General features: G+C 41.7%; 21 protein-coding genes. 7 read left to right on the plus strand and 14 right to left on the minus strand.

The genetic code is table 11. The features are described from left to right. Entirely contained in the window at positions 1–459 is a 459-nt protein-coding gene (mraZ, locus tag NO991_RS09745; protein WP_054552739.1) for a division/cell wall cluster transcriptional repressor MraZ, read from the minus strand. Between the two features lie 459 nt (positions 460–918). Between mraZ and NO991_RS09750 the strand changes: the two genes are divergently transcribed. The 4 genes from NO991_RS09750 (at position 919) to NO991_RS09765 (ending at position 2,634) form a co-directional block, all read left to right on the plus strand. Beyond that, complete coding sequence (locus NO991_RS09750) at positions 919–1,260, plus strand: DUF883 domain-containing protein (RefSeq protein ID WP_300361589.1); 342 nt, start codon at positions 919–921, stop codon at positions 1,258–1,260. Positions 1,261–1,265: 5 nt separating this feature from the next. After that, the gene (locus NO991_RS09755; protein ID WP_300361592.1) at positions 1,266–1,712 is read left to right on the plus strand and encodes a hypothetical protein; all 447 of its coding nucleotides are present in this window, start codon (positions 1,266–1,268) and stop codon (positions 1,710–1,712) included. Next, positions 1,712–1,969: a hypothetical protein gene (locus NO991_RS09760; protein ID WP_300361594.1), complete on the plus strand. Its 258-nt coding sequence runs from the start codon at positions 1,712–1,714 to the stop codon at positions 1,967–1,969. Before NO991_RS09755 ends, NO991_RS09760 begins: the two co-directional genes overlap by 1 nt. A gap of 89 nt (positions 1,970–2,058) precedes the next feature. Further along, on the plus strand, positions 2,059–2,634 hold the full coding sequence (locus NO991_RS09765; protein ID WP_138598832.1) for an AAA family ATPase: 576 nt from the start codon (positions 2,059–2,061) through the stop codon (positions 2,632–2,634). Between the two features lie 41 nt (positions 2,635–2,675). Here the strand turns inward: NO991_RS09765 and NO991_RS09770 are convergent, their stop codons facing one another. From NO991_RS09770 to NO991_RS09785, 4 genes are all read right to left on the minus strand, one after another. Next, complete coding sequence (locus NO991_RS09770) at positions 2,676–3,647, minus strand: glutathione S-transferase family protein (RefSeq protein WP_300361599.1); 972 nt, start codon at positions 3,645–3,647, stop codon at positions 2,676–2,678. Positions 3,648–3,656: 9 nt separating this feature from the next. Further along, complete coding sequence (locus NO991_RS09775; protein ID WP_054552745.1) at positions 3,657–4,499, minus strand: pirin family protein; 843 nt, start codon at positions 4,497–4,499, stop codon at positions 3,657–3,659. A gap of 97 nt (positions 4,500–4,596) precedes the next feature. Continuing rightward, the gene (locus NO991_RS09780) at positions 4,597–6,246 is read right to left on the minus strand and encodes a sensor histidine kinase (RefSeq protein WP_290440851.1); all 1,650 of its coding nucleotides are present in this window, start codon (positions 6,244–6,246) and stop codon (positions 4,597–4,599) included. 189 nt (positions 6,247–6,435) lie between these two features. Further along, complete coding sequence (locus NO991_RS09785) at positions 6,436–7,401, minus strand: YihY/virulence factor BrkB family protein (RefSeq protein ID WP_054552747.1); 966 nt, start codon at positions 7,399–7,401, stop codon at positions 6,436–6,438. Between the two features lie 122 nt (positions 7,402–7,523). Here NO991_RS09785 and NO991_RS09790 point away from each other — a divergent pair, with 122 nt between their 5' ends. Next, entirely contained in the window at positions 7,524–8,603 is a 1,080-nt protein-coding gene (locus NO991_RS09790; RefSeq protein WP_300418720.1) for a mechanosensitive ion channel family protein, read from the plus strand. Between the two features lie 11 nt (positions 8,604–8,614). Here NO991_RS09790 and tatA read toward each other — a convergent pair whose 3' ends face one another. Next, positions 8,615–8,770: a twin-arginine translocase TatA/TatE family subunit gene (gene tatA, locus NO991_RS09795; protein ID WP_082389242.1), complete on the minus strand. Its 156-nt coding sequence runs from the start codon at positions 8,768–8,770 to the stop codon at positions 8,615–8,617. A gap of 46 nt (positions 8,771–8,816) precedes the next feature. Further along, entirely contained in the window at positions 8,817–9,581 is a 765-nt protein-coding gene (agaR, locus tag NO991_RS09800) for a transcriptional repressor AgaR (protein WP_166338756.1), read from the minus strand. Between the two features lie 159 nt (positions 9,582–9,740). Between agaR and NO991_RS09805 the strand changes: the two genes are divergently transcribed. After that, a complete protein-coding gene (locus NO991_RS09805) occupies positions 9,741–11,072 on the plus strand; it encodes a sugar MFS transporter (protein WP_300361615.1) in 1,332 nt (443 codons plus the stop codon). Positions 11,073–11,102: 30 nt separating this feature from the next. Here the strand turns inward: NO991_RS09805 and NO991_RS09810 are convergent, their stop codons facing one another. From NO991_RS09810 to NO991_RS09835, 6 genes are read right to left on the minus strand one after another with little or no spacing between them, the layout of a single operon-like run. Then, on the minus strand, positions 11,103–11,615 hold the full coding sequence (locus tag NO991_RS09810) for a hypothetical protein (protein ID WP_371351964.1): 513 nt from the start codon (positions 11,613–11,615) through the stop codon (positions 11,103–11,105). After that, positions 11,608–13,302 (minus strand): GMC oxidoreductase, encoded by a 1,695-nt coding sequence (locus tag NO991_RS09815; protein WP_300361620.1) that lies wholly within the window; start codon positions 13,300–13,302, stop codon positions 11,608–11,610. Before NO991_RS09815 ends, NO991_RS09810 begins: the two co-directional genes overlap by 8 nt. Before the next feature lie 13 nt (positions 13,303–13,315). Then, entirely contained in the window at positions 13,316–14,479 is a 1,164-nt protein-coding gene (gene nagA / locus NO991_RS09820; RefSeq protein ID WP_300580177.1) for an N-acetylglucosamine-6-phosphate deacetylase, read from the minus strand. Then, positions 14,457–15,380 (minus strand): ROK family protein, encoded by a 924-nt coding sequence (locus NO991_RS09825; RefSeq protein ID WP_054552753.1) that lies wholly within the window; start codon positions 15,378–15,380, stop codon positions 14,457–14,459. The genes nagA and NO991_RS09825 overlap by 23 nt, the downstream gene beginning before the upstream one ends. Before the next feature lie 17 nt (positions 15,381–15,397). After that, a complete protein-coding gene (locus tag NO991_RS09830; protein ID WP_199530265.1) occupies positions 15,398–16,516 on the minus strand; it encodes an SIS domain-containing protein in 1,119 nt (372 codons plus the stop codon). A 23-nt stretch (positions 16,517–16,539) separates the two neighbouring features. After that, positions 16,540–17,805, minus strand: a complete 1,266-nt coding sequence (locus NO991_RS09835; RefSeq protein ID WP_054552755.1) for a D-tagatose-bisphosphate aldolase, class II, non-catalytic subunit — start codon at positions 17,803–17,805, stop codon at positions 16,540–16,542. Between the two features lie 274 nt (positions 17,806–18,079). On the opposite strand from NO991_RS09835, the gene NO991_RS09840 reads away from it, so the two are divergent. Further along, positions 18,080–19,540, plus strand: coding sequence for a Gfo/Idh/MocA family protein (locus NO991_RS09840; protein WP_138598820.1), 1,461 nt, complete (start codon positions 18,080–18,082; stop codon positions 19,538–19,540). Between the two features lie 148 nt (positions 19,541–19,688). On the opposite strand, the gene NO991_RS09845 is transcribed toward NO991_RS09840, so the two are convergent. Beyond that, entirely contained in the window at positions 19,689–22,367 is a 2,679-nt protein-coding gene (locus tag NO991_RS09845) for a M14 family metallopeptidase (protein ID WP_300360487.1), read from the minus strand. Positions 22,368–22,375 lie beyond the last annotated feature (8 nt).

The raw sequence follows: 22,375 nt of genomic DNA on the forward strand, positions 1-22,375 counted from the left end.
TTAGAGTGAGAAGTTATCGAACTCAGGATTCGCCTCAAAATCGCCTAGGCGTTCAATTTCAGTATCTTGGCGCATTTGTTCATGCCAACGATCTTCATCCCAAATTTCGAACTTGTTCATCAAGCCAACCAACATGATTTTTTTTCCTAGTTCTGCATGGGCTCGTAACGAAGGTGCCAGCAAAATTCGGCCATTTTTATCTAATTGATATTCTGTGGCATTGCCGAGCAACATTCGTTGCATGCGGCGAGCACGTGGATTCATATTTGAAATTTTTAATAGTCGCTCTTCTATTTCAAGCCACTCGGCTAACGGGTATAACCACAAGCAGGGCTCGTTTAAAGCAACAGTGCAAATAACCGTTCCCTGATCTTCAGACAAGATCGCATCTCGGTACTTAGTTGGTACCGCAAAACGTCCTTTATCATCCAAACTCAGTGAGCTCGCACCCCGAAACATAACATGCCTTAAATTAGGTTATTTATTGTAACTGACTATCTCTGATCCAATTTGATCCACTAAAAACCACTTTTTACCACAATGCTCCAGTTTAGGGCTTGACAAGCTATTTTGTCAAGTAACTAGATCATCTTCAGTGCCTTCTAAAGCCAGAAAAAATAAGGCCTCAAGCAAAGCCTCTGAATTACGTGGGAAAAAGTGGAAAACATAGAAAAAAATTTTTTTTCCAATTTTATTGGCAATCTAATGGGGAAAAATGGTTAATGAATAACCAATGAACAATTACAAAATTATCTTATTCTGTAATTTTTACTTAATCACCCTGCAAGAGTTACGAAAAACCACTAACCAAGAACGCAATAAAAAGAATAAACAATTGAAAATTATTGATTTTATATTTTGGTATGAAGGTTGCGATGAATTAATCACCAATTAAATGGCAATTTTTAAGGAATGATTATGACTACCGCAACTTCAAAATCGAATTCAAGCACGACAACAAGTAACAGTGCAAACTCGAACGCGGCTCAAGTAGAGGCGCCATTCACAGAAAAAGCGACAGAGGCAGCTCACCACGCAGTAGATGCATTATCAACACGCGCTGCTAGTGCTGAACATAGTGTACGTCAGGGTGCATCTAGCTCTGCTCAAACGCTTTCTGAAAAGCAAGCAATAGCACGCGCTAAAATTAATGAATACAGTGGTAAAACTCGTAAACTTGCATCGGAAAACCCACTTGCAACAGCAGGTATTGCATTTGCTGCAGGCATGTTAGTAACTGCACTTATTCGTCGTAAGTAATTGTTATGCAAACTTCTCAATCTACAGATGAGAAAACGCAAGATGCCACTGATCAGCCATTAAACGCTGATCAGTGGCAAGATCACCTTGCTAAATTATCTGACTACGGCAAACAGCTATACATTGACTATCGCAAACAAACTGGGACTTGCAAAAAGCTTGCAGCTGCTGAGTGGCGCTTATCAACACGTTCACTCGCCTTAACTATTATACTACTTGTCTGTTTTGCCGGTGGTTTAGTGTTACTTTGGGCTGGTTTACTTGCTACTGTCGGTATCGCGATATTCAGCTTTAGCCAATCATTGTGGTTAGCCGCTATTTCACTGATTGCATTACAATTGCTTTGTCTTGCATGGCTTTGGAAGAACATTGGTTATGTCAGCAGTAAAATAGGTTTTGATCATACGCTAAAAAGTATTCGTCAATTATTGAATATTAGTAAGGAAGAATGATGTTAATTGATTATTTTATTAATAAACCGCAACACAGAGTAACTAAGCTAAGCCAGCAAATGGATTTACAAGATGAGCTTAAACGTCAACACCATCAAGCGTTCAAATACCGTTTAAAACGCTTTGCGGTAAGTAAAGTGGGTGTTGCCAGTGCCTTCACTGCGGGTATGGGTTATGAAGCACTTAATAACTCAGACCCCAAGGACAGTAAACTGAAACAAGTCAGCCGCTTCAGCTGGTTACTGCGTTTTTTGTGATCATTATCATGTAATGTTTGCTTTTTACTTCTCTTTGCCACCTATTTTCATTACCTTAAACACAAACGAGCAATTTGTGAGAATGTAAGGTGAAGAAAAGGATTGTACTAACTGGTGGCCCTGGCGGTGGTAAAACAACAGCCATCGATCTATTAAGACGTGAATTTTCTAATCAAATTGTTGTTGTACCAGAATCTGCGACCATGCTGTTCAGCGGTGGTATAGAACGTGGTGATGCAACTCACCTGATCAAAGCTCACCAACAAGCTATCTTCAGCTTACAAAAACACCTTGAACATATTCAACGAACCATGCACCCAGATCGTTTAATGCTTTGCGATCGTGGTAGCTTAGATGGACTTGCCTACTGGCCCGGTGAGCAAGATGAGTTTTTTGAGTGTCTGAATACCAACCTACATACCGAGCTTAATCAATATGATGCAGTGATCTTTTTTGAAACAGCAGCGAAGTCTGGGCAAAGTATTCATTCTAATAACCCAGTTAGAAACGAGTCTGATCAGCAAGCCATATTGCTTGATGACAAACTGCAAGCAGTTTGGTCTCAGCACCCTAATTTTAATTTAGTGAAAAGTTCTGAGTCATTTATTCAAAAGGTGATGTTTGGCATCGACACTATCCGCAAGGTCATGGATAGTTATAACTAACAGTTCAATCAAGTCATTAAACTGTTAGTTATCAAGGTTTATTAACCACGGTTATGAGACCGAGCGTAGTCTATATCAGGCCCTTTTGGCACAACTTGAGTTGGGTTGATCATGGTGTGGCTAAAATAGTAATGACGTTTTATATGATAAAAATCAACGGTCTTACTTACACCTTCAATTTGATATAACTCACGTAAATAGTTGCTGATCGCCGGATAGCTCTCAATAGTACGCAAATTACATTTAAAGTGGCCCACATAAACACTGTCGAAGCGAATTAAGGTGGTAAATAAACGCCAGTCGGCCTCAGTCAGTGTGTCCCCCACTAAATAACGATTAGCTGATAATCGTTGCTCAATTTTATCAAGAGCTGCAAAGAGATCATCAAAGGCTTCAGTGTAAGCTTCTTGCGTTGTCGCAAAGCCTGCACGATACACCCCATTATTAATGTTGTGATAAACAAACTCATTAACTTCATCAATTTCAGAACGTAACGATTGCGGATAAAAGTCGCGTTCATTACCTGTTAGGGAATTAAACGCGCTATTAAACATTCTGATAATTTCAGCAGATTCGTTGCTAACAATACGCTGCGTTTTTTTATCCCAAAGCACGGGAACCGTAACACGACCTGAATAATCGGCTTTGTTACGCGTATAAATTTGATGCATAAAGTCGCTATCGAAAAGTGCATCACCGGTGCTGTGATTGTCTTTATCAAAGGTCCAGCCATGCTCTAGCATGTCAGGACTGACAACCGACACACTGATATAATCTTCAAGGCCTTTTAAATGGCGAAAAATCAAAGTGCGATGAGCCCACGGGCAAGCTAAAGAGACATATAGATGGTAACGATCTTTCTCAGCTTTAAAGCCCGCATCACCGCTTTGCCCTGCACTACCATCTGCTGTAACCCAGTTGCGTAACTGGGCTGCCTCACGTTTGAACTCACCTTGATTGTTATCGGTGTCGTACCATTTATCTTGCCATTGGCCATTTACTAGTAATCCCACAATAACCTCCTATAGTGTGCCAAATTTACCTAGCTGATAGTCACGTACTGCTTGTTGTAACTCAGCTTGGGTTGTCATTACAAACGGGCCCATATGAGCGATTGGTTGCTTAAGCGGCTCACCGGCTAGAATTAACGCCCCTGCACCCGTTTGCGAGTTAAACTCAATGTCACTGCCAGGCTCTAAAATCAATAAGCTACCTGCTTTAACTGGTCCGCCCTGTTCAGTATGAATTTCTCCGGTATGGATATAGATCATCACCTTAGTTTGTGTAAGCGGTGTATGGTAAAACTGCGTGCCAGCCGGTAAAGTCACATCAGCAAGCATGCCATCAGCGGCGAGATCTTGTAGGCTAGAGTCCTGCTTTTCACCTGCAAATTGCCAGCTTCCAGCTAATGCTTTTAGCTCAACACCTTGCTCATTTTGAGTCGTTGGTGCTGGCGCTTCAGTGGTATCTTGATATCGCGGCGCTCTTAGCTTCTCGGCACTTGGCATATTTAACCAAATCTGAAAGCCATGCATACCTTCTTTAGCATCTGCTAATGGCATTTCACTGTGGATCACACCAAAACCGGTACTCATCCACTGCACATCGCCAGCACGAATTGCTTTTTTGTTACCCATTTGATCTTGGTGCTCAAAGCCACCTTTAATAATATAAGTAAAGGTTTCGATACCACGGTGAGGGTGCGCAGGAAAGCCGCCCATAAAATCACTATGATCATCGGATTTAAGCTCATCGATCATTAAGAAAGGGTCTAAGTACTTGCCATCAAAACCTGGAATACGGCTGATGTTTACACCATCACCATCTTGTGTGGCATGGCTATTTAATTGTTGAATCACTTTCATAACTTTACTCCCGTAAATTGTATGAAGTGATTTTAGGCGCTATTTTAACTAACAACCATGAGTAAAATAAGCATCTAACGTTCTATAAAAGCGAATACTAAAGAGGTTCTATATCATCGCTCTGCGTTATTTCATGCTCAGTTTGAAGATTTGGCAAAGTTAAATAAAAGGTGGTGCCTGTCTGTTCTTCAGATTCGAAACTAATCGAGCCCTTTAATTTTTGCGTAACTAAATTCATAACAGCATAAAGCCCTAGACCAGTATTTTTTTGGACACGCTTAGTAGTAAAAAAAGGATCAAATATTTTATCTTGAATATCTTCGCTTATGCCGCAGCCATTGTCTTTAACACTTATAAAAACATTATTATGTTTAAAACTTGCCGAAACTTCTATTTTTGCGCCTTCAATCTGCCCATCAAACGCATGAAAAAAAACATTTGAAAACAAGTTTGTCATAACGTGATTAAATGTTCCTGGGTAACTTTGAATTTTTAAATCATCGGGTATGTTAAAAATCACCTCAACATTTTTATTTTTAGAATCTGACTTAAACGACATCACAATATCATGCAGATGCGGATTCAAGTTAATTAACCTTAATTCATCACAATGCTGATCAGCGGCAATTTGTTTAAAGCTTGTTATCAATTCAACTAATCGATCTAAATTAGAATGAAGTAATAAGCTAATTTCTTCTGAAGTATGTACATATTTTTCAAGTGAGCCTTTACTAACGCGTTTATCAGCTAGCACTTTTCCCATCTTTTTATTTTCATCTTCAAGGTAACTGACAGCTGTTATACATATACCTACAGGCGTGTTGACTTCATGTGCTACCCCAACAACTAGACGACCTAGTGCTGCTGTTTTTTCTGCTTCCATTAAGTATTTTTGAGTCTTTGCCATTAAATCCATAGATTCTTTAAGCTGCACGTTTTTCTCAGTCAAAGAAGATGTTTTTTCTGCCACTTCAGCTTCAAGTGAAGACACATATAAATGATTAAGTGATTTGCGCAAACGGCCAATAAAATACAGCACAATTAAAATGGTAATAAAGCAGCAAAAAGAGAAAAGCGACATCAAGTAGTGATCTCGCGTCGCAGTATGAAGATTTTGCTCGGTTCGATAATCTAACATAAACAAAAAGTTATTAATGTGACTCATTATTTCTGACTTTGCCAAAAAGTAATCATCACTATACAAACTCAGAATCGCGTCAATTTGCTCCTTTTCCATATTCTCATCAGGTTTATTTGCTAAAGCTTGAAAAGCAGTGTACTCAATTTTTGTTAAATCATTTGATGCTTTTTCTGCAAGCCGGATTTGTTGCATCTCCTCATCTGTTATACCAATGGAATTTAGCATAACTTGGAGTGATTTTTTTTCACCGTCAGGAAATGGAGCCTTACCGTTATGAGGCATTAACATATCCCAATAAACGCGGTGATAATCTTCTGGACGTGGAGCTTCACCATTTCGAATAGCTAGAATTTGGTTAAAAAAGTCTAAAAATTTAGTATTGCCTGTTACCGTATAAGCCCTTGCCATTAAACTTAATTGATCTGAACTTTGTCTGACTTGCTCAGCCAAAATATAAGACTGATACCTAACCTTAGTTTCAGCCTCTATGGTTTTTAAACTGCCATACATTAAATAAACTGACAAAGCCGTTAACCCAGCTAGAATTACAGCAACCAAATTAAGTAAAGATAAACGCTTAATATTAAGTTGGAGCTCTTTTTGCATTTCATGACCTATAAATATGATTACAGCTAGAGATCGCAGATTTAACTTTCTGACCTACTGATACGTAAAATCACAGTACGAGTCATAAAAACCAAAATCGAACTTTAGGATTAAATATTTAATAGAAGTCAATTCTAAAAATGTCAATTAGGGCCTAGGGGTTACCTAAAGGAGTAACTCGACTGCGTCTTATTGCTCATTTTCTCGTTGTTTAATTGTCAATCTATCGGCCACGATCGCGCCGCGTTTCCCTACAGCTTTTTCTGGCCCAATAGTGCTATCAACTAGAGTTTGCTGCTCTGTACTAGCATTGATAGCCGCACCAAAAATGATGATATATGCGCTGATATAAAGCCACATCAACATGATCACCACACCACCTAGCGATCCATAGGTTTCGTTATAACTAGCAAATTGAGATACATAATATGAAAAACCAATTGATGCGATGATCCACATTAACGTAGCAAGCATTGAGCCCGGCGTGATCCAGCGCCATTTAGCTGGAGTTCGATGAGGCGCATAACGATATAAAAACGCTAAAGCGAGATTAAAAATAATGGCTAACAATGGCCAAGTAATGAGCTGAATCATTAAGTCGATAAGCTCTGTTAAACCAACTAAGTTGAGTACAATCGGTAAGATACCAATGATCAATAATGCCACCAGCGCAACTACAATAGCGCCCAGAGAAAATAAAAAACGCACCACTAATGCCATAAAAAACTGACGCTTATTACGCTGATGATAAGTAATATTACAGGCGGTAATAAGTGCTTGGCAGCCTTTACTGCTACTCCAAATAGTTAATAGCAAGGTACCTATGGCACTTGCACTCAATACCTTATTTGACTGCTGAGTGATATCGCTAACTTGAAGCAAAATGATGTCACGACTACTTGCAGGTAATATCGCAATCACCTTATCTAACTGATCATGGATATCTGTGGGAGAAGCAAAATAGGCATATACGGATACAATAGCTGCCAGAGCAGGAAAAATAGCTAAAAGAGCATAAAATGCCACGCCAGCTGCTACAAAAGATAAATTGTCTTGTGATAGGTTGTGATAAACCCGTTTACTGATATCCCACCAACCTCGAATTGGGATTTCCATCGGTGAACGAGCTTGAAAACCGCGGTTACCATTCGCCATAAGTGACCCAAAGAATGACTGTGAAAAGTACAATGCTGCAAACAACTTGCCAGTAATTATGGCGCCTGAATTGCATTGAACTAAACTTATTGAAGCAACTTAAAGATCCATAGAGCGGTGCAATGAGTTATTATTTACTTACTGAAAATCAACTAGCTAACGTTTTAACAGCATCAATTTCCATAGCATCTCAAACAGTTTCTGAAAGCTTATCTTGGCAAGACTTAAACTTTCAAATTACGCAGTTTTTACATACTGCATGGCAAATGTTACCTGCACTGACACTTGGTATTGCGGCCATCATTATCTGTTACTTGTTGGCCCGCCCTTTATCTTATCTATTAATAAAACCGCTTGGCTTTGTGAGCGAAAGCAAACTTTTGCATGTGGTGACTAGGCGCTTTTTTAGCATTATTATTATCTTGTTTGGCGTTTACTTATTTTTACGTCTAGCAGGGCTAACCAGCTTTGCTGTGGCTATTATGAGTGGCACTGGCTTAGTTGGGCTTATTTTAGGCTTTGCTTTTCGTGATATTGCCGAAAACTTTATCTCAAGTATGCTACTTAGTGTGCAGCGCCCTTTTCGTATTGATGATGTTATTGAAGTAGATGGGCGTTTAGGAGTAGTTAAAAAGGTTACGGCTCGCGCCACCACCTTGGTTGATTTTGATGGCAATCACATTCAAATTCCCAATGCGACCGTCTATAAAAACGTCATTAAAAATCTCACCGCAAACCCAAAAATGCGGGGTCACTTTAATGTTGGCATTGGCTACGATAATGACATTCGCTATGCCCAACAATTAGCAATGAAAGTGGTTAATCAAAACCCTGCTGTTATTAATGATCCGCCAAGCCAAGTATTAATTGATTCATTAGGCTCAGCAACTCTTAATCTAACCATTTATTTTTGGGTAAATAGTAACGAACACAGTACTATCAAAGTGGCCTCACAATTGATGCGAGAGTTGGTCAATACTTATTTAGCGGAGCAAATAAGCATGCCGGATGATGCTCGCGAGCGAATTATTTTGAATAGCGAAAACGATACCGAACAGCCAAACAATAACGTAAGCGCTGATCCAAAAACAGCAAAATCACTCGACGATCACAGCCTTGATGATGTTAGCAGTGATGCCGATGATATCCGCGAACAAGCAGATCAATCTCGCGACCCAGAGCAAGGTAATAATATTATTTGAGACAAAGATTATCAGGCTTCGTCTTTGGGTTTATCTTGCATTGCACGTTTAAACCCTTTAATTGATGTCCCTAAGTCACCACCGATCCGTGACAGTTTTTTTGTGCCAAATAAAAGCACCACAATTGCGGCAATAATAGCTAATTGCCAAACACTTATTCCTGCCATAATAACCTCCTTAAGGTTTAGGTAATTTGTCAGTATGCTACTAGCTCTAAACAGTGATTACGTCGATCCCCAAAGCAACCAATGACTCAACAAATTCAGCTGGCATGTTTTTATCGGTTACTAGCACATCGATTGATTTTAGTGGTAATACATTATACAAAGCCCGTTTACCAAATTTACTTGAATCAGTTACAGCAATCACTTGATCTGCACGTGTGCACATTGTTCGGTTTAACATTGCTTCAGGCTCATAATGGGTGGTGATCCCCGCTTCAGGATCTATGCCATCCACTCCTAAAATAACCTTTTTGAAATTATATTTACTGAGTGCTTGTTCAACTTCATTTGAGTAAAAAGACATTGATTTCTTGCGCAATTGCCCACCCAGCATAAATACATTGGCATCGTCTATATCAGCCAGTACATGTGCGATATTGAGGCCGTTTGTCATCACGGTTAAGTCTTGTTTGTTGGTCAATGCTTTCGCGACTTCTTCGGTTGTGGTGCCCGAATCAATAATTAGTGAATCGCCATCATCAACTAAATTTGCAACAGCTTTTGCCAGTAGAACTTTCACAGCATAATTTTCGTTATGCTTATCTTTAACTGATAACTCTTTGACCAATTTATCACAAGCAATTGCGCCGCCGCGAGAACGAACAACCAGACCACGCTTGCCCAGTTCGTTAAGATCATGGCGAATACTAACCTCAGAAATATCAAAAGTTTTCGCAAGATCTTTAACATTTACTTTGCCATTTTCCTCGGTCATCAGAACGATTTTTTGTCTTCTTTCTATTGTGGTTAGCATAGCTGGCCTGTTGTTTATATAGCTGCTTTCAAATTCGTAGTTCAATATTACACAATTTACAGTTTCAAAGCCAAGCTTAGTTTCGAAATAAAATAAAACTTTCAAAACTTACGAAAAATGTTTTATCATTAATCTACCGTTAACTTATTGGTGACAAAAATGACAACACAAAGCTCACTATTAGAGCAAACAGAACACACCAACCGTACACAATTACTACCTATGTTGATCATAGGTGGCTTGTTTTTCTTATTTGGCTTTATAACTTGGCTCAATGGATCTTTGATTCCATTTCTACAAATGGTCTGTGATCTCAACCATATTGAAGCTTACATGGTGACATTGGTGTTTTATATCGCCTATACCGTCATGGCACTGCCGAGCGCTAAGATATTGAAATTATTTAGTTATAAGCATGGTATGTCATTTGGTTTAGGCACCATGGCATTTGGCGCGTTGTTGTTTATTCCTGCCGCACAAATTCAGGCTTATTGGTTATTTTTGGTTGCCTTATTTACTTTAGGAAGCGGCCTCACCTTATTACAAACCGCTGCGAATCCTTACATCGTGCTAATTGGTTCTAAAGACACGGCAGCCGTACGCATTAGCATCATGGGTATTCTCAATAAGAGCGCAGGTGTGGTTGCTCCATTGCTCTTCTCTGCGATTGTATTTAGCGACATTGCCAGCTTTAGCCCTGAAGCTCTCGCCCAATTGAACAGCATTCAAAAGCAATTACAGTTACAAGAACTGGCTAATCGTTTAATTACTCCTTACTTTGTAATGGCAATCGCATTAGCAATATTAGCGGCGTTAATCATGCTCGCCCCACTACCTGATATTGAGCAACCAAAAACCAGCAATAACAGCGAGAGTAAATCAGTACTGCAATTTCCACACTTAGTTTTAGGCGTGATAGCCCTATTCTTTTACATAGGTGCAGAAGTTATTGCCGGCGACACCATTGGCCTTTACGGCAAAGAACAAGGGGTATTGCAGTTCGCAGAACTCACCTCTTACACCATGGGCTTTATGGTGCTAGGTTATGTATTAGGTATTCTGTTAATTCCTCGCTTTTTTAGTCAGCAACAGGCGCTGATATTTTCTGCGTTAAGTGGTTGTGTGTTTTCACTTGGTATCATTTTGATTGAACCGCAACAAACAGCGATTGCAAACGTAGTGCTCTTTTGGCTTGCTGATAACAGTTTTCCAGATACCGTGTTATTTGTTGCATTACTTGGTTTATCGAATGCGCTGGTATGGCCGACCATTTGGCCTATGGCCCTTGCAAATCTTGGCGATAAAACTCAAACCGGCGCGGCATTACTGATTATGGGGATTTCTGGTGGCGCTTTATTGCCTTTGGTATACGGTGTATTTGCAGAATATACAGGCAATGCACAACAAGCTTACTATCTGTTGATCCCTTGCTATGCGTTTATTCTTTATTACGCACTGATTGGTCACAAACTAACAAGTTGGCGTAAGTAACGACATGGGCAGGCTTAGTTGTTTTACTGTTTAACTAGCCTGCAATTTTTCTGATGTGAAATAGCCCAGTAGCAAAAATTCACGCACGGTAAAAATACACTTATATATTAAATACTCGTCACGCTTATCAGGGCTCTCTTCTGAAAGAGGTAAGGCTTGCTGCGCTATTATGCGCTGTTGCTGCTGCAAAGAGATAGAAAATAAACCTGTGATTTTATCTGCTAATTGCGACGATGAAAGAGCACCTTCTGCAATCAGCTCAGCGCCTTTTACACATGCCGTACGTTCAGTCAGAGTTAGTGTATTTGCTAGCATTAAATCTGTGAAAGCGACTAAATTAAAATACAGCTGATCATTTGGCTCTAGCTCTAAAATAACAGCCTGCATTTGCGTGACCACATCCCGATGCGCCGCAGCTTTAAGCACCTCAAAATGATTGTCATCCACTTTATCAAATAGCTGAGTCGCAGCCACTGGCGTAATAGCCGCACCGAATAATGCAGCTAAACATTTAATGGCATTTCGCCTTTGTAGATCAGCCATGAAACACCCCGTTTTGATAATGCCGTGCAGCATGATCCGCGGCTCTTGCAGTAAATGCCATATAGGTTAACGAAGGGTTCTGATAACCCGACGAGCACATAAACGAGCCGTCAGTGACATAGACGTTACGCACACTATGAATTTGGTTATAACGATTAAGCACTGAGGTTGTAGCATCATGTCCCATGCGCGCAGTTCCCATTTCGTGGATGGCTTGCCCCGGCGCAGAGCCTTTGTCGTACGCTTGTACATTTTGATAACCTGCTTTGCTTAGCATCTCGACGGCTTGCGTTTTCATATCCTCGCGCATGCGTTGCTCGTTTTCAGCAAATTGGCAATCAAAATTAACTAAAGGTAGCCCCCATTGATCTTTTAATACCGGATCTAAGCTCATTTTATTACGATGATAAGGCAGGCATTCACCAAAGCCTATTAATGCAACTTGCCAAGGCCCAGGTTTGGCAAGCTCTTCTCGAAAAGCCTTACCAAAGCTAAGTTCTTTAAAGCCCCGTCGCCAATCTTTGCGTGTTGCGTATCCTTGATAGCCATAGCCGCGAATAAAGCTATGCTGCTCGCTATCATTAAGGTTTCGAAAACGCGGAATATGAAAGCCAACGGGTCTGTCGCCATCATTAAAGTCATCAGCAAAACCTTTTGGTTCACCCGTTGCGCCAACCCTAAAATGGTGATCCATGAGGTTATGGCCAAGCTCTCCACTATCGTTCCCTAAGCCATTAGGGAAGCGTGCAGAGGTTGAATTTAATAACAAGGCTGTTGTAGCCACCGTTGATGCGCAGCAAAAAATAATCTTAGCTTTCGCGATACACTCTTTTTTAGATTCAGCATCAATTACTTTCACGCCCGTAGCTAGTCCGCTATCTGGATTGTAAATAATCTCTTTGGCAATGGAGTGAGTCTGAATTGTGAGTCGCCCAGTACGCATCGCTGCAGGTAAGGTCGAGGCTAAACTACTAAAATAACTCCCTGCTGGGCAGCCTCGCATACAGCGGTTGCGCTTAGTGCATGGGGCACGACCTTGTTCAGGCTTTGCCTTGGTTAAATGTGCAACTCGCCCGATGGTGAGGTGACGGTTAGTGTAGTGAGTTAATAAACTTTGTTTAAGCTGCTGCTCTACGGCATTAAGCGCAAAAGGAGGCAAGTAAGGTCCATCTGGTAGCTGAGGTAAGTTCAGCGCTTCGCCGATAACCCCGATGTAGGCTTCGACTTTATCGTACCAAGGTGCAATATCTTGATAACGCACAGGCCAATCAATGCCGTTACCATCTTGTTTGTTGGCTGCAAAATCTATATCACTGAGGCGCAAGCATTGCCGCCCCCAAGTTAATGAGCGACCACCCAGATGATATCCTCGGATCCAATCAAAACGCTGTGATTCAAGATAAGGGTGCTGCAAATCATTCACAAACCAGTGTTTTATTGATTGTTTGGTGGCATAGCCAGTGCGTGCTTGTTTAGCTTGATTCTGCTTTTCTAAAAGGCTGGGCCTGTCACGAAAAGGCAGTTGCCAATCTTCTTTAAACGCAGTGATATAGTCATAACCATGCACAACCTGCCTGCCACGTTCTAGTAGCAGTACATTGAGCCCTTTTTCGGTCAGTTCTTTAGCAGCCCAGCCGCCAGTAATGCCACTACCAATAACAATGGCATCGAATACTTTTGCCTGCATTCTCACTTAACTTTTAAAAGATTTGCTTACCCGCGCAGATCGTTGCTTGAACAGAAAAGTCTTTATCGAGCAGGGCAAAATTAGCCTGTTTACCTACCGCAATACTGCCTATTTGCTCCGCTTTATTTAAAAACTCAGCGGGTACTAAACTGGCCATGTTAGTTGCTTCGACTAGGCTTGCGTCGGTTAGGTTATAAAAACGTTCAACGCCAACTTCCATGGTTAATGTACTGCCCGCTAAAGAGCCGCTCTCAGTTCGCGCAACACCTTGCTCAACCACAATAGGAAGCTCACCTAAGCGGTAGCGACCATCTTGTAAGCCTCCGGCGCTCACGCAGTCTGTGATCAGAGCAATTTTATCTGCCCCTTTTAAACGGTAAACCATGTTCATGATGCTCGGGTGCAAATGAATACCATCAGGAATAAGCTCAACCATGGCATCGCTGTCCATCAACAGTGCCCCCGTACAACCAGGATCTCGATGATGAATACCGCGCATACCATTAAAAATATGCACACCACCGCAGGCTCCATGGGCAAGAGCTTGTGTTGTTTGCTCAAAATTAGCATCTGTATGACCCAGCATCACACGCACACCTTTATCGGTGATATAGCGGATCATGTCGGGGGATTTAAGTAGTTCTGGCGCTAACGCAAATGAGCTTAAGCAACCTTCACATGCGGCATAAATTTCATCAAATCGCTGTTTAGTAAGCTCTAAAAAAAATGACTCGTTATGCGCGCCTTTATGCGCTTCTGCAAAGAATAAACCTTCGTTATAAGCCCCTAGCAACTGCGCTCCAGCCAAGCCTTTTTGGTAAGCACTCGCCATATTTTTATAAGCGTGTATTGATACGTCCCAGTCTGCTGTCACCGTTGTGCCAACAAATCCCGTTACGCCGTGTTTTGCTAAAGAGCGAGAAATAGTCTCTAGCGATTCTGGTGTGCCGTCCATAATATCGCAGCCTTCACGGCCATGAATATGCAAATCGATAAAGCCTGGAAATAAGCTATGCTCACCTAAATCTATTACTTTAATCTCTGGCTCAATTTGCGTGGTAATAGCACTAATTTTACCTTGCTCGACCAAGACCGCATGATCGAGTAAAACAGTCTCAGCAGTCACCACTTTTGCGGCCTTTAAATAATAGCGATTAAGATCCGTTGGAATTAGCATGAACACTTCCTATTATTGCAGCGCCTCTTACGCCGCTAGAATCACCAAACTTTGCACGCTTCACGTCGGGCACGGCAAAACCTGAAAATAAATGAGTTTGAATCGCATCAGGGAGCTTTTCTACTATTGCATCAATGAGCGACAACCCCCCGCCAAGTACGATAACTTCTGGGTGCAAACTTTTACTAATAGCAGCAAAGGTTTCGCCAAGAATATCTAAGTAACAAGCGAGCACCTTTAAGGCTTGCTCATCACCTAGCTTAATATCGTTTGCCCATTCAATCGCTGATTTAGGGGATTGCGTAATATGTTGATACAGAGTTTGTACGCCAGGCCCTGCAATATAGCTTTCTACACAGCCATTTAAACCACAGCCGCATTTTAAAACGGGCAGCTGATATTTTTGTTGCAGATACGCAGAAAGCGGTAAATGACCATATTCTCCCGACATCCCTAAACCTTGGTTAAACAAAGTGCCATCAATACACATACCACCCGCAGCCCCCGTACCAACAATGGCACCAAATACTCGGCTATAACCTTCACCGGCTCCGCCATTTGCTTCTGATAAAGCAAAACATCGGGTGTCATTTAATATCGCAACAGGGCGCTTTAATAATGCTTGTAGGTCGTCGGCAATCACCTTACCTGTGGCACAAGGCACATTGGCAGATAACACTTTGCCAGCCTCATTAATGATACCTGGCATACCGATCCCCACAGCACCTTGGCTACTTGTTAATTCATCGGCCTTTAGCACCTGCTGATATATTGCCTGCAAAAATTGCTGATAATCATCAGTTGGCGTAGTAATACGCCAACTCTGCTGTTGCTCTAAATTATTATTAAAAATGGCGGTTTCTATTTTTGTTCCACCAATATCGAGTCCATAAACAGCCATACTCTACCTAACACTTTCTAACAAGAAGTTAACGGGTAAATAGTTACCCCTTGTACAACACGGTTAACTTCGCCCGTTGGGCAAGGATTGTCAGGTGTTAAACCGAGTGAGATTGATTTAAAAAATGCAAAAATCTGACAATAAACAATATAATACAGACCTTGCCACACATCATCCAGCGGTTGCTGCTTTGTACCTACCGATAATTTTTCTATGCGCAGGCATTGCTGTTCATTGACTAATTCATTATATAAATCAGTGTCATATAAACTGCTGTATAGATTTCCTGATGACATCAATAGTACGGCAGTTTTGGTATTAATAATGGTTTTCGGGCCATGCCTAAAACCCAAAGGCGTTTCAAAATAACTAATTAATTCACCATTTGTTAACTCTAAACACTTTAATGCAGCTTCTTTGGCGTAGCCAAGTAAAGACCCGGCTCCTAAAAATACTAAGCGCTCAACGTTACTTTGTGCAAAACGCTTAATGTCATCAATTTGCGTATCGAGTAGTTGATTAGTATGCGCCACAACTTTTTCTAATTGAACGCTATCTGGAGTAAAAATACACAGTGTTGAAATCAGCATTGAGGTAAAGCTACTTGTCATTGCAAAGCTCTCATCAAGTGTTTCTTTTGGCATTATCACACTTAAGCTATTGCTTTTAACTGATGCGCTTTTAGCTAACTCACCGTTTTCATTACAGGTAATAACCAAGTGATAACATTTATCAACGACTTGCTCTGCAATATCGACCGCTGCGACACTTTCAGGGCTATTTCCAGAGCGCGCATAAGAAATAAGTAAGGTTGGCGTGCCCTTTTGTAAAAAACCATATGGGTTTGAGACAATATCAGTGGTGCTGACAGCACATACGTCCAAATCGGTTTTCGCAGTTAAATGAGGTGTTAAAGCCTCGCCCACATAAGCTGATGTACCAGCGCCTGTTAAAACAACTTTTAAGTTATTAAGTGCTAAAATCGGCGCTAAAAAATCATTAATCTCAGCTCGCTTGTTATCAATCACTGTTGCCGTATTACACCATGATTTGGGTTGTTGTGTGATTTCTCTTGCGGTCCAATAAGCGTTCTGTTGCTTAAGTTCTGTTTCGTTTAAGGATAAAAACTGTGTCATATTAAATTCTCTCTCAACACCACTTATTGATTACAAGCAAGCGAATAGCTATTCGTCACTTCCATTATTTTGTTAAGTACTAACTCACGCGGTGATGAGTTAATTTGGCCCTTAGTTAATGCTTTGTATTGCATTGGCATAAATTGGCTAAGTAAGGTCTGTGGAATAATTTGCCCTTCTAAGTTCTCAAACAGCGTTTCTACTGTTTGTTTTATCTCATCTTCAGGCCAGTAATAACGGATGCGATCGCTATAACTATAAGCCCTAAACAGCTTAGCTTCAGCACCCTGCGATGGGTAAAACTTATTCCAATAATGTGGTTTTTCTAGCATGATGCGCTCACAGACATCACGTAAATTAGAACGCTTAGCAGGTTCAACTAACTGATCTTCAATATAAGTTAAAGCAAATAAACCTTCGCGTAGTGCATAGGTAAGCTGTGGCCCCACTTTTAATATGGCAAAGTGATCTTGTACTAACTCGCGATAGCAATGATCTGGCTGGTAATCAGTAGAGTGAGCTTCATACACAAGATTATCGACAGTAGTGATAAACTCTTTCAGTTTTTGCGCTTCATTACGTTGGTAATTAAAAACTTGATGATTATCAAACTCAACCCCTGGCTGCACAACAACAGCAATAACACGCGACCACACGTCACTTATGTTTAAACTAGCAAATGCTGCCTGATGTAATTCGATTGTTTGCTGTACCCCTTCAACATGGGATACCTCAATAATTTCATGCTCTTCTGTTGCCCCACCCGGAGGGGGAACTTCAGTACCAACCACATACAGAATATCGTTATCTTTTGAGACCGACTCGGCAGCTTGGCACATCAATGCTGCACGCTTGGCAATTTCTGCATCAGCTAAACGTTCTCCATCGTCAGCGCATGGCATACTGGCATCTAGATGAATTTTTTTAAAACCCGCACTCGCATAGGCTTTAACAAGTTCAACAGCTTTTACCATCGCAACCTCTGCAGGCTCATTCACCCAACACACAGGACCTAAGTGATCACCACCTAAAATAATGCGCTGGGTATCTAAACCCACTTTTTCGGCTATTGCATAAACAAATTCAACAAAGTCATGAGGCTTCATACCCGTGTAGCCACCAAACTGATTAACTTGGTTTGCCGTAGCTTCAATTAAAATTTCAGTGTCATCATTAAGAGCTTGCAACATCGCTGCTTCGATAACGAGTGGATGCGCGCAGCATACAGAGTAAATTCCCTGCGCTTGCCCTACTCGATTGTTATTAATAATCGTTTTTAATGCATTCATGGTTCTCTCCAAGCAGCTTACATCAAAGGTTAGATACGTGATTTGAAATTACAGTAGCACACAGCGAAACACCACGCAACAAAATGAAAGAAAACGAAAGTGCAAATCAAAGCTGAAATTTGACCTAAAAAACCATAAAAAGGCATTAAGGGTAATACAGCCACCAATTTGAAAGATTTTGAAAGCATTTAATTGTAATTAACTTTTAGTTGCGATATAACAGAAACAACTGAAACCCACTATTAAAAATAATCTCAGTGATTTAGGTATCGTTATGACAATAGATAGACGTAGTTTTTTAAAATCTGCCGCAGCCATTACCGCCGCGACAGTCGTGACTGGCTGTGCGAAAAGCCAACAAGGTGATAATCAAAGCACACCTCTTGCAGCGCAAGGTAAAAGCGTAATGGGCTTAGCTGTGCCTGCAATGGATGTGGTGCGTGTTGGTTTTATTGGGGTTGGTCAACGTGGTAGCGGCCATGTGAAACATCTTTGCCATATTGAAGGTGTTGAAATCAAAGCTATTTGCGACACAGATAAGCTAATGCTAGATAAGTCTGTTAATTATGTTATTGAAAAAGGCTTACCTAAACCAACTGCTTATACGGGTTCAGATAAAGCCTATTTAGACATGCTCGCTCGTGATGACATCGACATTGTGATCATTTCAACGCCTTGGAAATGGCACACACCGATGAGTGTTGAGACCATGGAAAGTGGTAAACATGCCTTTGTTGAAGTACCTGCAGCAACCACCATGGAAGAGTGTTGGCAATTAGTAAACACCGCAGAGCGCACGCAAAAGAACTGCATGATGATGGAAAACGTTAACTACGGCCGTGACGAGTTAATGGTTTTAAACATGGTTCGTAAAGGCGTATTTGGTGAGTTATTGCATGGTGAAGCAGCTTATATTCATGACTTGCGTTGGCAAATGAAAGAAATTGACCGCAGCACAGGCTCATGGCGTACTTATTGGCATACCAAAGTAAACGGTAACTTATACCCAACCCATGGTTTAGGCCCGGTTTCTCAGTATATGAACATCAACCGTGGTGACCGCTTTGACTTTGTTACTTCAGTCAGCTCACCTGCGCTTGGCCGCGCCGCCTATGCAGAACGTGAATTCCCTGCAGGCCACGAGCGTCGTTCACTAAAATTTACTGCTGGCGACATGAATACCAGCATTATTAAAACAGTGAAAGGTCGTAGCATTATGGTTCAGCACGACACCACAAGCCCTCGCCCGTACAGCCGCCATAACCTAATTCAAGGTACTAATGGCACATTTGCAGGATTCCCTAATCGTATTGCTCTTGAAGATGTGCCACCAGCTATCGCGAAAATTTACCAACAGCAATATGAAGCAGAGCTCGCTGCCTGGGAGAAAGCAGGTTCACAGGGTCGTAAGCCACATATGCAAAACTTCCATAGCTGGGATCAAGATATGGAAAAATGGCGTGCTGAGTTTGATCATCCACTGTGGAAACGCATGGGTGAAGAAGCAGTACGTAACGGTGGCCACGGCGGTATGGACTTCATTATGCTTTGGCGCATGATCTACTGCTTACGCAATAATGAGCCACTCGATCAAGATGTATACGATGCCGCAGCATGGTCATCAATCTTCCCGCAAAGTATGGCATCGGTTGCAGATAGAAGTAACAGTAAAACAATTCCAGACTTTACCCGTGGCGCTTGGCAAACAGGTAAGCCTCTAGGAATTGTGTCTTAACACTTTCTCTCCTGAAAAACTAAAAGCCCGCCCTTTGCCCTGCGGGCTTTTTTATTTCATTGTTCACTCCCTTTAGAGCTTTACTCTTTAAAACTTTACCCACAAAAAAGCCCGCAACGTCAGCGGGCTTTTTAATTAGGCCTTTAGCTTACTGAGCATGTGCTGCAGCGCGGAAAATCGTGTTAGCTAAAAGTACATTCATGCCTTCAAGGTAGGCGCGGTAGGTTGGTGATTGTGTAAAGCCAATCACCATGCCTTTGCCTTGCGGTTGATGAACAAGCAATGGCTTATACGCAAGCTGTGCTTTATTTTGCTGCCATAGATAACCACTTGCTAGCACATCATCTTTACCTGTAAACCACGCTAGGTTTTTACCTGAGTTCAGTTTTATAGGCGTGTAAATATCATTACCGTAAGCTACCGCAACAAGGTCTTTATCAACCCCAGCGGTTAACCAGTGCTCTTGGTCTACTTCAACATTAGCAAGTACACCGGCTACATAGTCTGGCGATGTATGTGGCTCAATGCTCGCTGCTTTTAAATCATCGCGAGAAGCGAATAACTGCCCTGCCACTTTACTGCTTTTATCATCGCTGCTGTCGGCTTTATCTTCTCGGTAAGCTTGCTCGCGTTTAACATCTAACAAACCGTAATCAGCGTTGGTGGTAAAACGGTTAGCATTACCGAGGGCAATCAACACGCCACCTGCTTCAACCCAGCTTTTTAAATTAGCCGCGCCCGATTTACCGAGTGCTTGCTCGTAATTACCTTCTGGTAAAATAAGCACTTGGTAATCACTTAAATCAGCCCATGCAAGCATAGGTGTGCGAATAGCGGTTACCGGGTAGCCAAGCTGTCTTTCGATAACAAAACGAGTGTTACCGGCGCTTAGCTCTCGAGTGGCTGCATCCCATGCAATCGCCACTTTTGGTGCTACCATAGGCACTGTTTTGTTACTACCAAAGCTTGGGCCTTCAATCACCCAACTTGAATCAACACCATCAACTATTGCACCAGTTTGCTCGGCAATTTGGCTAATTTTAGTCAGTAAGTCTCTATCGTTTAGGCGCTTTTCGATTACTAAGCTGCCCGCTGGGTAGTTAGTTTTATCACCTAATATAAAGGCTTGGTCAGCACTTTTCAGTTTAATGCCAGCTTGCAGTGCTGCTGTTAAAAAGCGTGCTGCGGCTGTATCACCCCAAGCAACAATATAAGCCACTGAGGCTTCTGGATTATTCACTTTGCCAAGCAATGTGTCGTCGGCCTGAACCGCTTTGCTATCTGCGCTAACAGCGCGGCTACAGCTATCGCTATCTACATTAAACATCATCGGCAGTGACCAACCTGTGACATCGTAAATTTCATCACCTAGGTTACGAGCACGGCGTCTTTCTTGCTCTTTTACAAAAGCCTCTGCCATATCTACTTGGTCAGTAAAGGTGGTACGTACAAATACCCCGCGTGGCTGTGCAGTATCAATAAAATAGCTGCCTGCTTTGTACTTAACGCCACAGGCTTTGAAGTCTTCAGTTGCTTGTTTAACTTCAACACCATGTTCAGCCATTAAGGTTGCGAGTCTATGAGCGCCTTCACGGTTACTTTGTTTAGGTAAGATATAAACACGCTCTTTGCTATCTTTACCCGAATCAATCGCATCAACTTGATATTGATAAAAGTCACCTAGTAGTTTTTCACGTTGATTGGCAGCCCCTTCGGCAGTCGAAATTGAGGCCACAAACTGACGCTTTACAGTATTAAAATAGGTGAGTAGTTCACCGGTGTTTTTCTCAAAAACATGGCCACGCGCAGAGCCTACTTCGTAAGTTGATGCTGATGCACCATAAAAAACAGGCCAGCTATCACCGTAGCCTGGGTAAAAGGCATCAAAAATTTCACGGGTAAAGTAATCAAAGCCAAACTCATCAAAATATTTCGCATGATTTTGCCCAATCGCATCCATGTTGGCGATTTGGGTTTTCGTCATATGCGGATTAAATGGCTGAGCAGCCGGTGCAAAGTAGTAAGATTGGTCGCCGCCCATTTCATGAATATCAACCACTACTTGCGGTTTATATTTATTGATTGCAGCCACTCTGCCTTTACTTTCAGGCTGAGTAAGCGCTAACCAATCACGATTCATATCAAACAAATAATGATTTGTTCGGCCTCTTGGCCACGGCTCATTATGCTCTGCACTTAACCTATCTGCACTGTGCTCAAGGCCCACGGTCGCATAATAACGAGTAACAAAGCGCTCACGGCCATCAGGGTTTTGCAATGGGTCGATAAACACCACGGTGTTGTCTAAAATTTTGCTGTTAACGGCATCATTCGGGGCTGCTAGTAAGTGATATGCAGTGAATAGAGCAGCATCGGTTGAGCTAATTTCATTACCGTGCACGGCATACTGAAGCCACACAGACGTCGGTAAATTTTTAATTAGCGACTTAGCTTCTTTTTCAGAGGTGATACGCGGATCAGCCAAGGCTTGGGTGTTATTGGCGAGAGTTTCTAATGAGCGAATATGCTCCGCAGTGCCAACCACCGCATAAACCAGTTCACGACCTTCCCAGCTGTTTGCGTACTTAAACACTTTAATACGATCTGGCGCAGCTTGTTCAAGGGCGCTTAAATAACGACGCATATCGTTGTAATTGGTAATGCGCTCACCTACATCGTATCCGAGCACTTGTTTAAATGTTGGTATTTGCTGATTATAAGCCGTGCCCGGCCACATTGCTTCGGTATTCGCTGCACTGGCATTAAAGCTTGCCGTTATTGCCACAACACTCACTGAAATGGCTTTTATTATTTGTTTGGCGCTCATTATTTTTC

It is taken from the genome of Pseudoalteromonas sp. DY56-GL22, from assembly GCF_041414715.1.
GTDB lineage: Bacteria > Pseudomonadota > Gammaproteobacteria > Enterobacterales > Alteromonadaceae > Pseudoalteromonas > Pseudoalteromonas simplex.

What these genes read in the sequence shown, in the direction of transcription:
- NO991_RS09785 (WP_054552747.1), bottom strand. Translation starts at nt 7,401, where the DNA reads ATGGCGAATGGTAACCGCGGTTTTCAAGCTCGTTCACCGATGGAAATC.
- NO991_RS09805 (WP_300361615.1), top strand. Translation starts at nt 9,741, where the DNA reads ATGACAACACAAAGCTCACTATTAGAGCAAACAGAACACACCAACCGT.
- NO991_RS09775 (WP_054552745.1), bottom strand. Translation starts at nt 4,499, where the DNA reads ATGAAAGTGATTCAACAATTAAATAGCCATGCCACACAAGATGGTGAT.
- NO991_RS09830 (WP_199530265.1), bottom strand. Translation starts at nt 16,516, where the DNA reads ATGACACAGTTTTTATCCTTAAACGAAACAGAACTTAAGCAACAGAAC.
- NO991_RS09825 (WP_054552753.1), bottom strand. Translation starts at nt 15,380, where the DNA reads ATGGCTGTTTATGGACTCGATATTGGTGGAACAAAAATAGAAACCGCC.
- mraZ (WP_054552739.1), bottom strand. Translation starts at nt 459, where the DNA reads ATGTTTCGGGGTGCGAGCTCACTGAGTTTGGATGATAAAGGACGTTTT.
- NO991_RS09755 (WP_300361592.1), top strand. Translation starts at nt 1,266, where the DNA reads ATGCAAACTTCTCAATCTACAGATGAGAAAACGCAAGATGCCACTGAT.
- NO991_RS09815 (WP_300361620.1), bottom strand. Translation starts at nt 13,302, where the DNA reads ATGCAGGCAAAAGTATTCGATGCCATTGTTATTGGTAGTGGCATTACT.
- NO991_RS09750 (WP_300361589.1), top strand. Translation starts at nt 919, where the DNA reads ATGACTACCGCAACTTCAAAATCGAATTCAAGCACGACAACAAGTAAC.
- nagA (WP_300580177.1), bottom strand. Translation starts at nt 14,479, where the DNA reads ATGCTAATTCCAACGGATCTTAATCGCTATTATTTAAAGGCCGCAAAA.
- tatA (WP_082389242.1), bottom strand. Translation starts at nt 8,770, where the DNA reads ATGGCAGGAATAAGTGTTTGGCAATTAGCTATTATTGCCGCAATTGTG.
- NO991_RS09780 (WP_290440851.1), bottom strand. Translation starts at nt 6,246, where the DNA reads ATGCAAAAAGAGCTCCAACTTAATATTAAGCGTTTATCTTTACTTAAT.
- NO991_RS09840 (WP_138598820.1), top strand. Translation starts at nt 18,080, where the DNA reads ATGACAATAGATAGACGTAGTTTTTTAAAATCTGCCGCAGCCATTACC.
- NO991_RS09760 (WP_300361594.1), top strand. Translation starts at nt 1,712, where the DNA reads ATGTTAATTGATTATTTTATTAATAAACCGCAACACAGAGTAACTAAG.
- NO991_RS09790 (WP_300418720.1), top strand. Translation starts at nt 7,524, where the DNA reads ATGAGTTATTATTTACTTACTGAAAATCAACTAGCTAACGTTTTAACA.
- NO991_RS09835 (WP_054552755.1), bottom strand. Translation starts at nt 17,805, where the DNA reads ATGAATGCATTAAAAACGATTATTAATAACAATCGAGTAGGGCAAGCG.
- NO991_RS09845 (WP_300360487.1), bottom strand. Translation starts at nt 22,367, where the DNA reads ATGAGCGCCAAACAAATAATAAAAGCCATTTCAGTGAGTGTTGTGGCA.
- NO991_RS09810 (WP_371351964.1), bottom strand. Translation starts at nt 11,615, where the DNA reads ATGGCTGATCTACAAAGGCGAAATGCCATTAAATGTTTAGCTGCATTA.
- agaR (WP_166338756.1), bottom strand. Translation starts at nt 9,581, where the DNA reads ATGCTAACCACAATAGAAAGAAGACAAAAAATCGTTCTGATGACCGAG.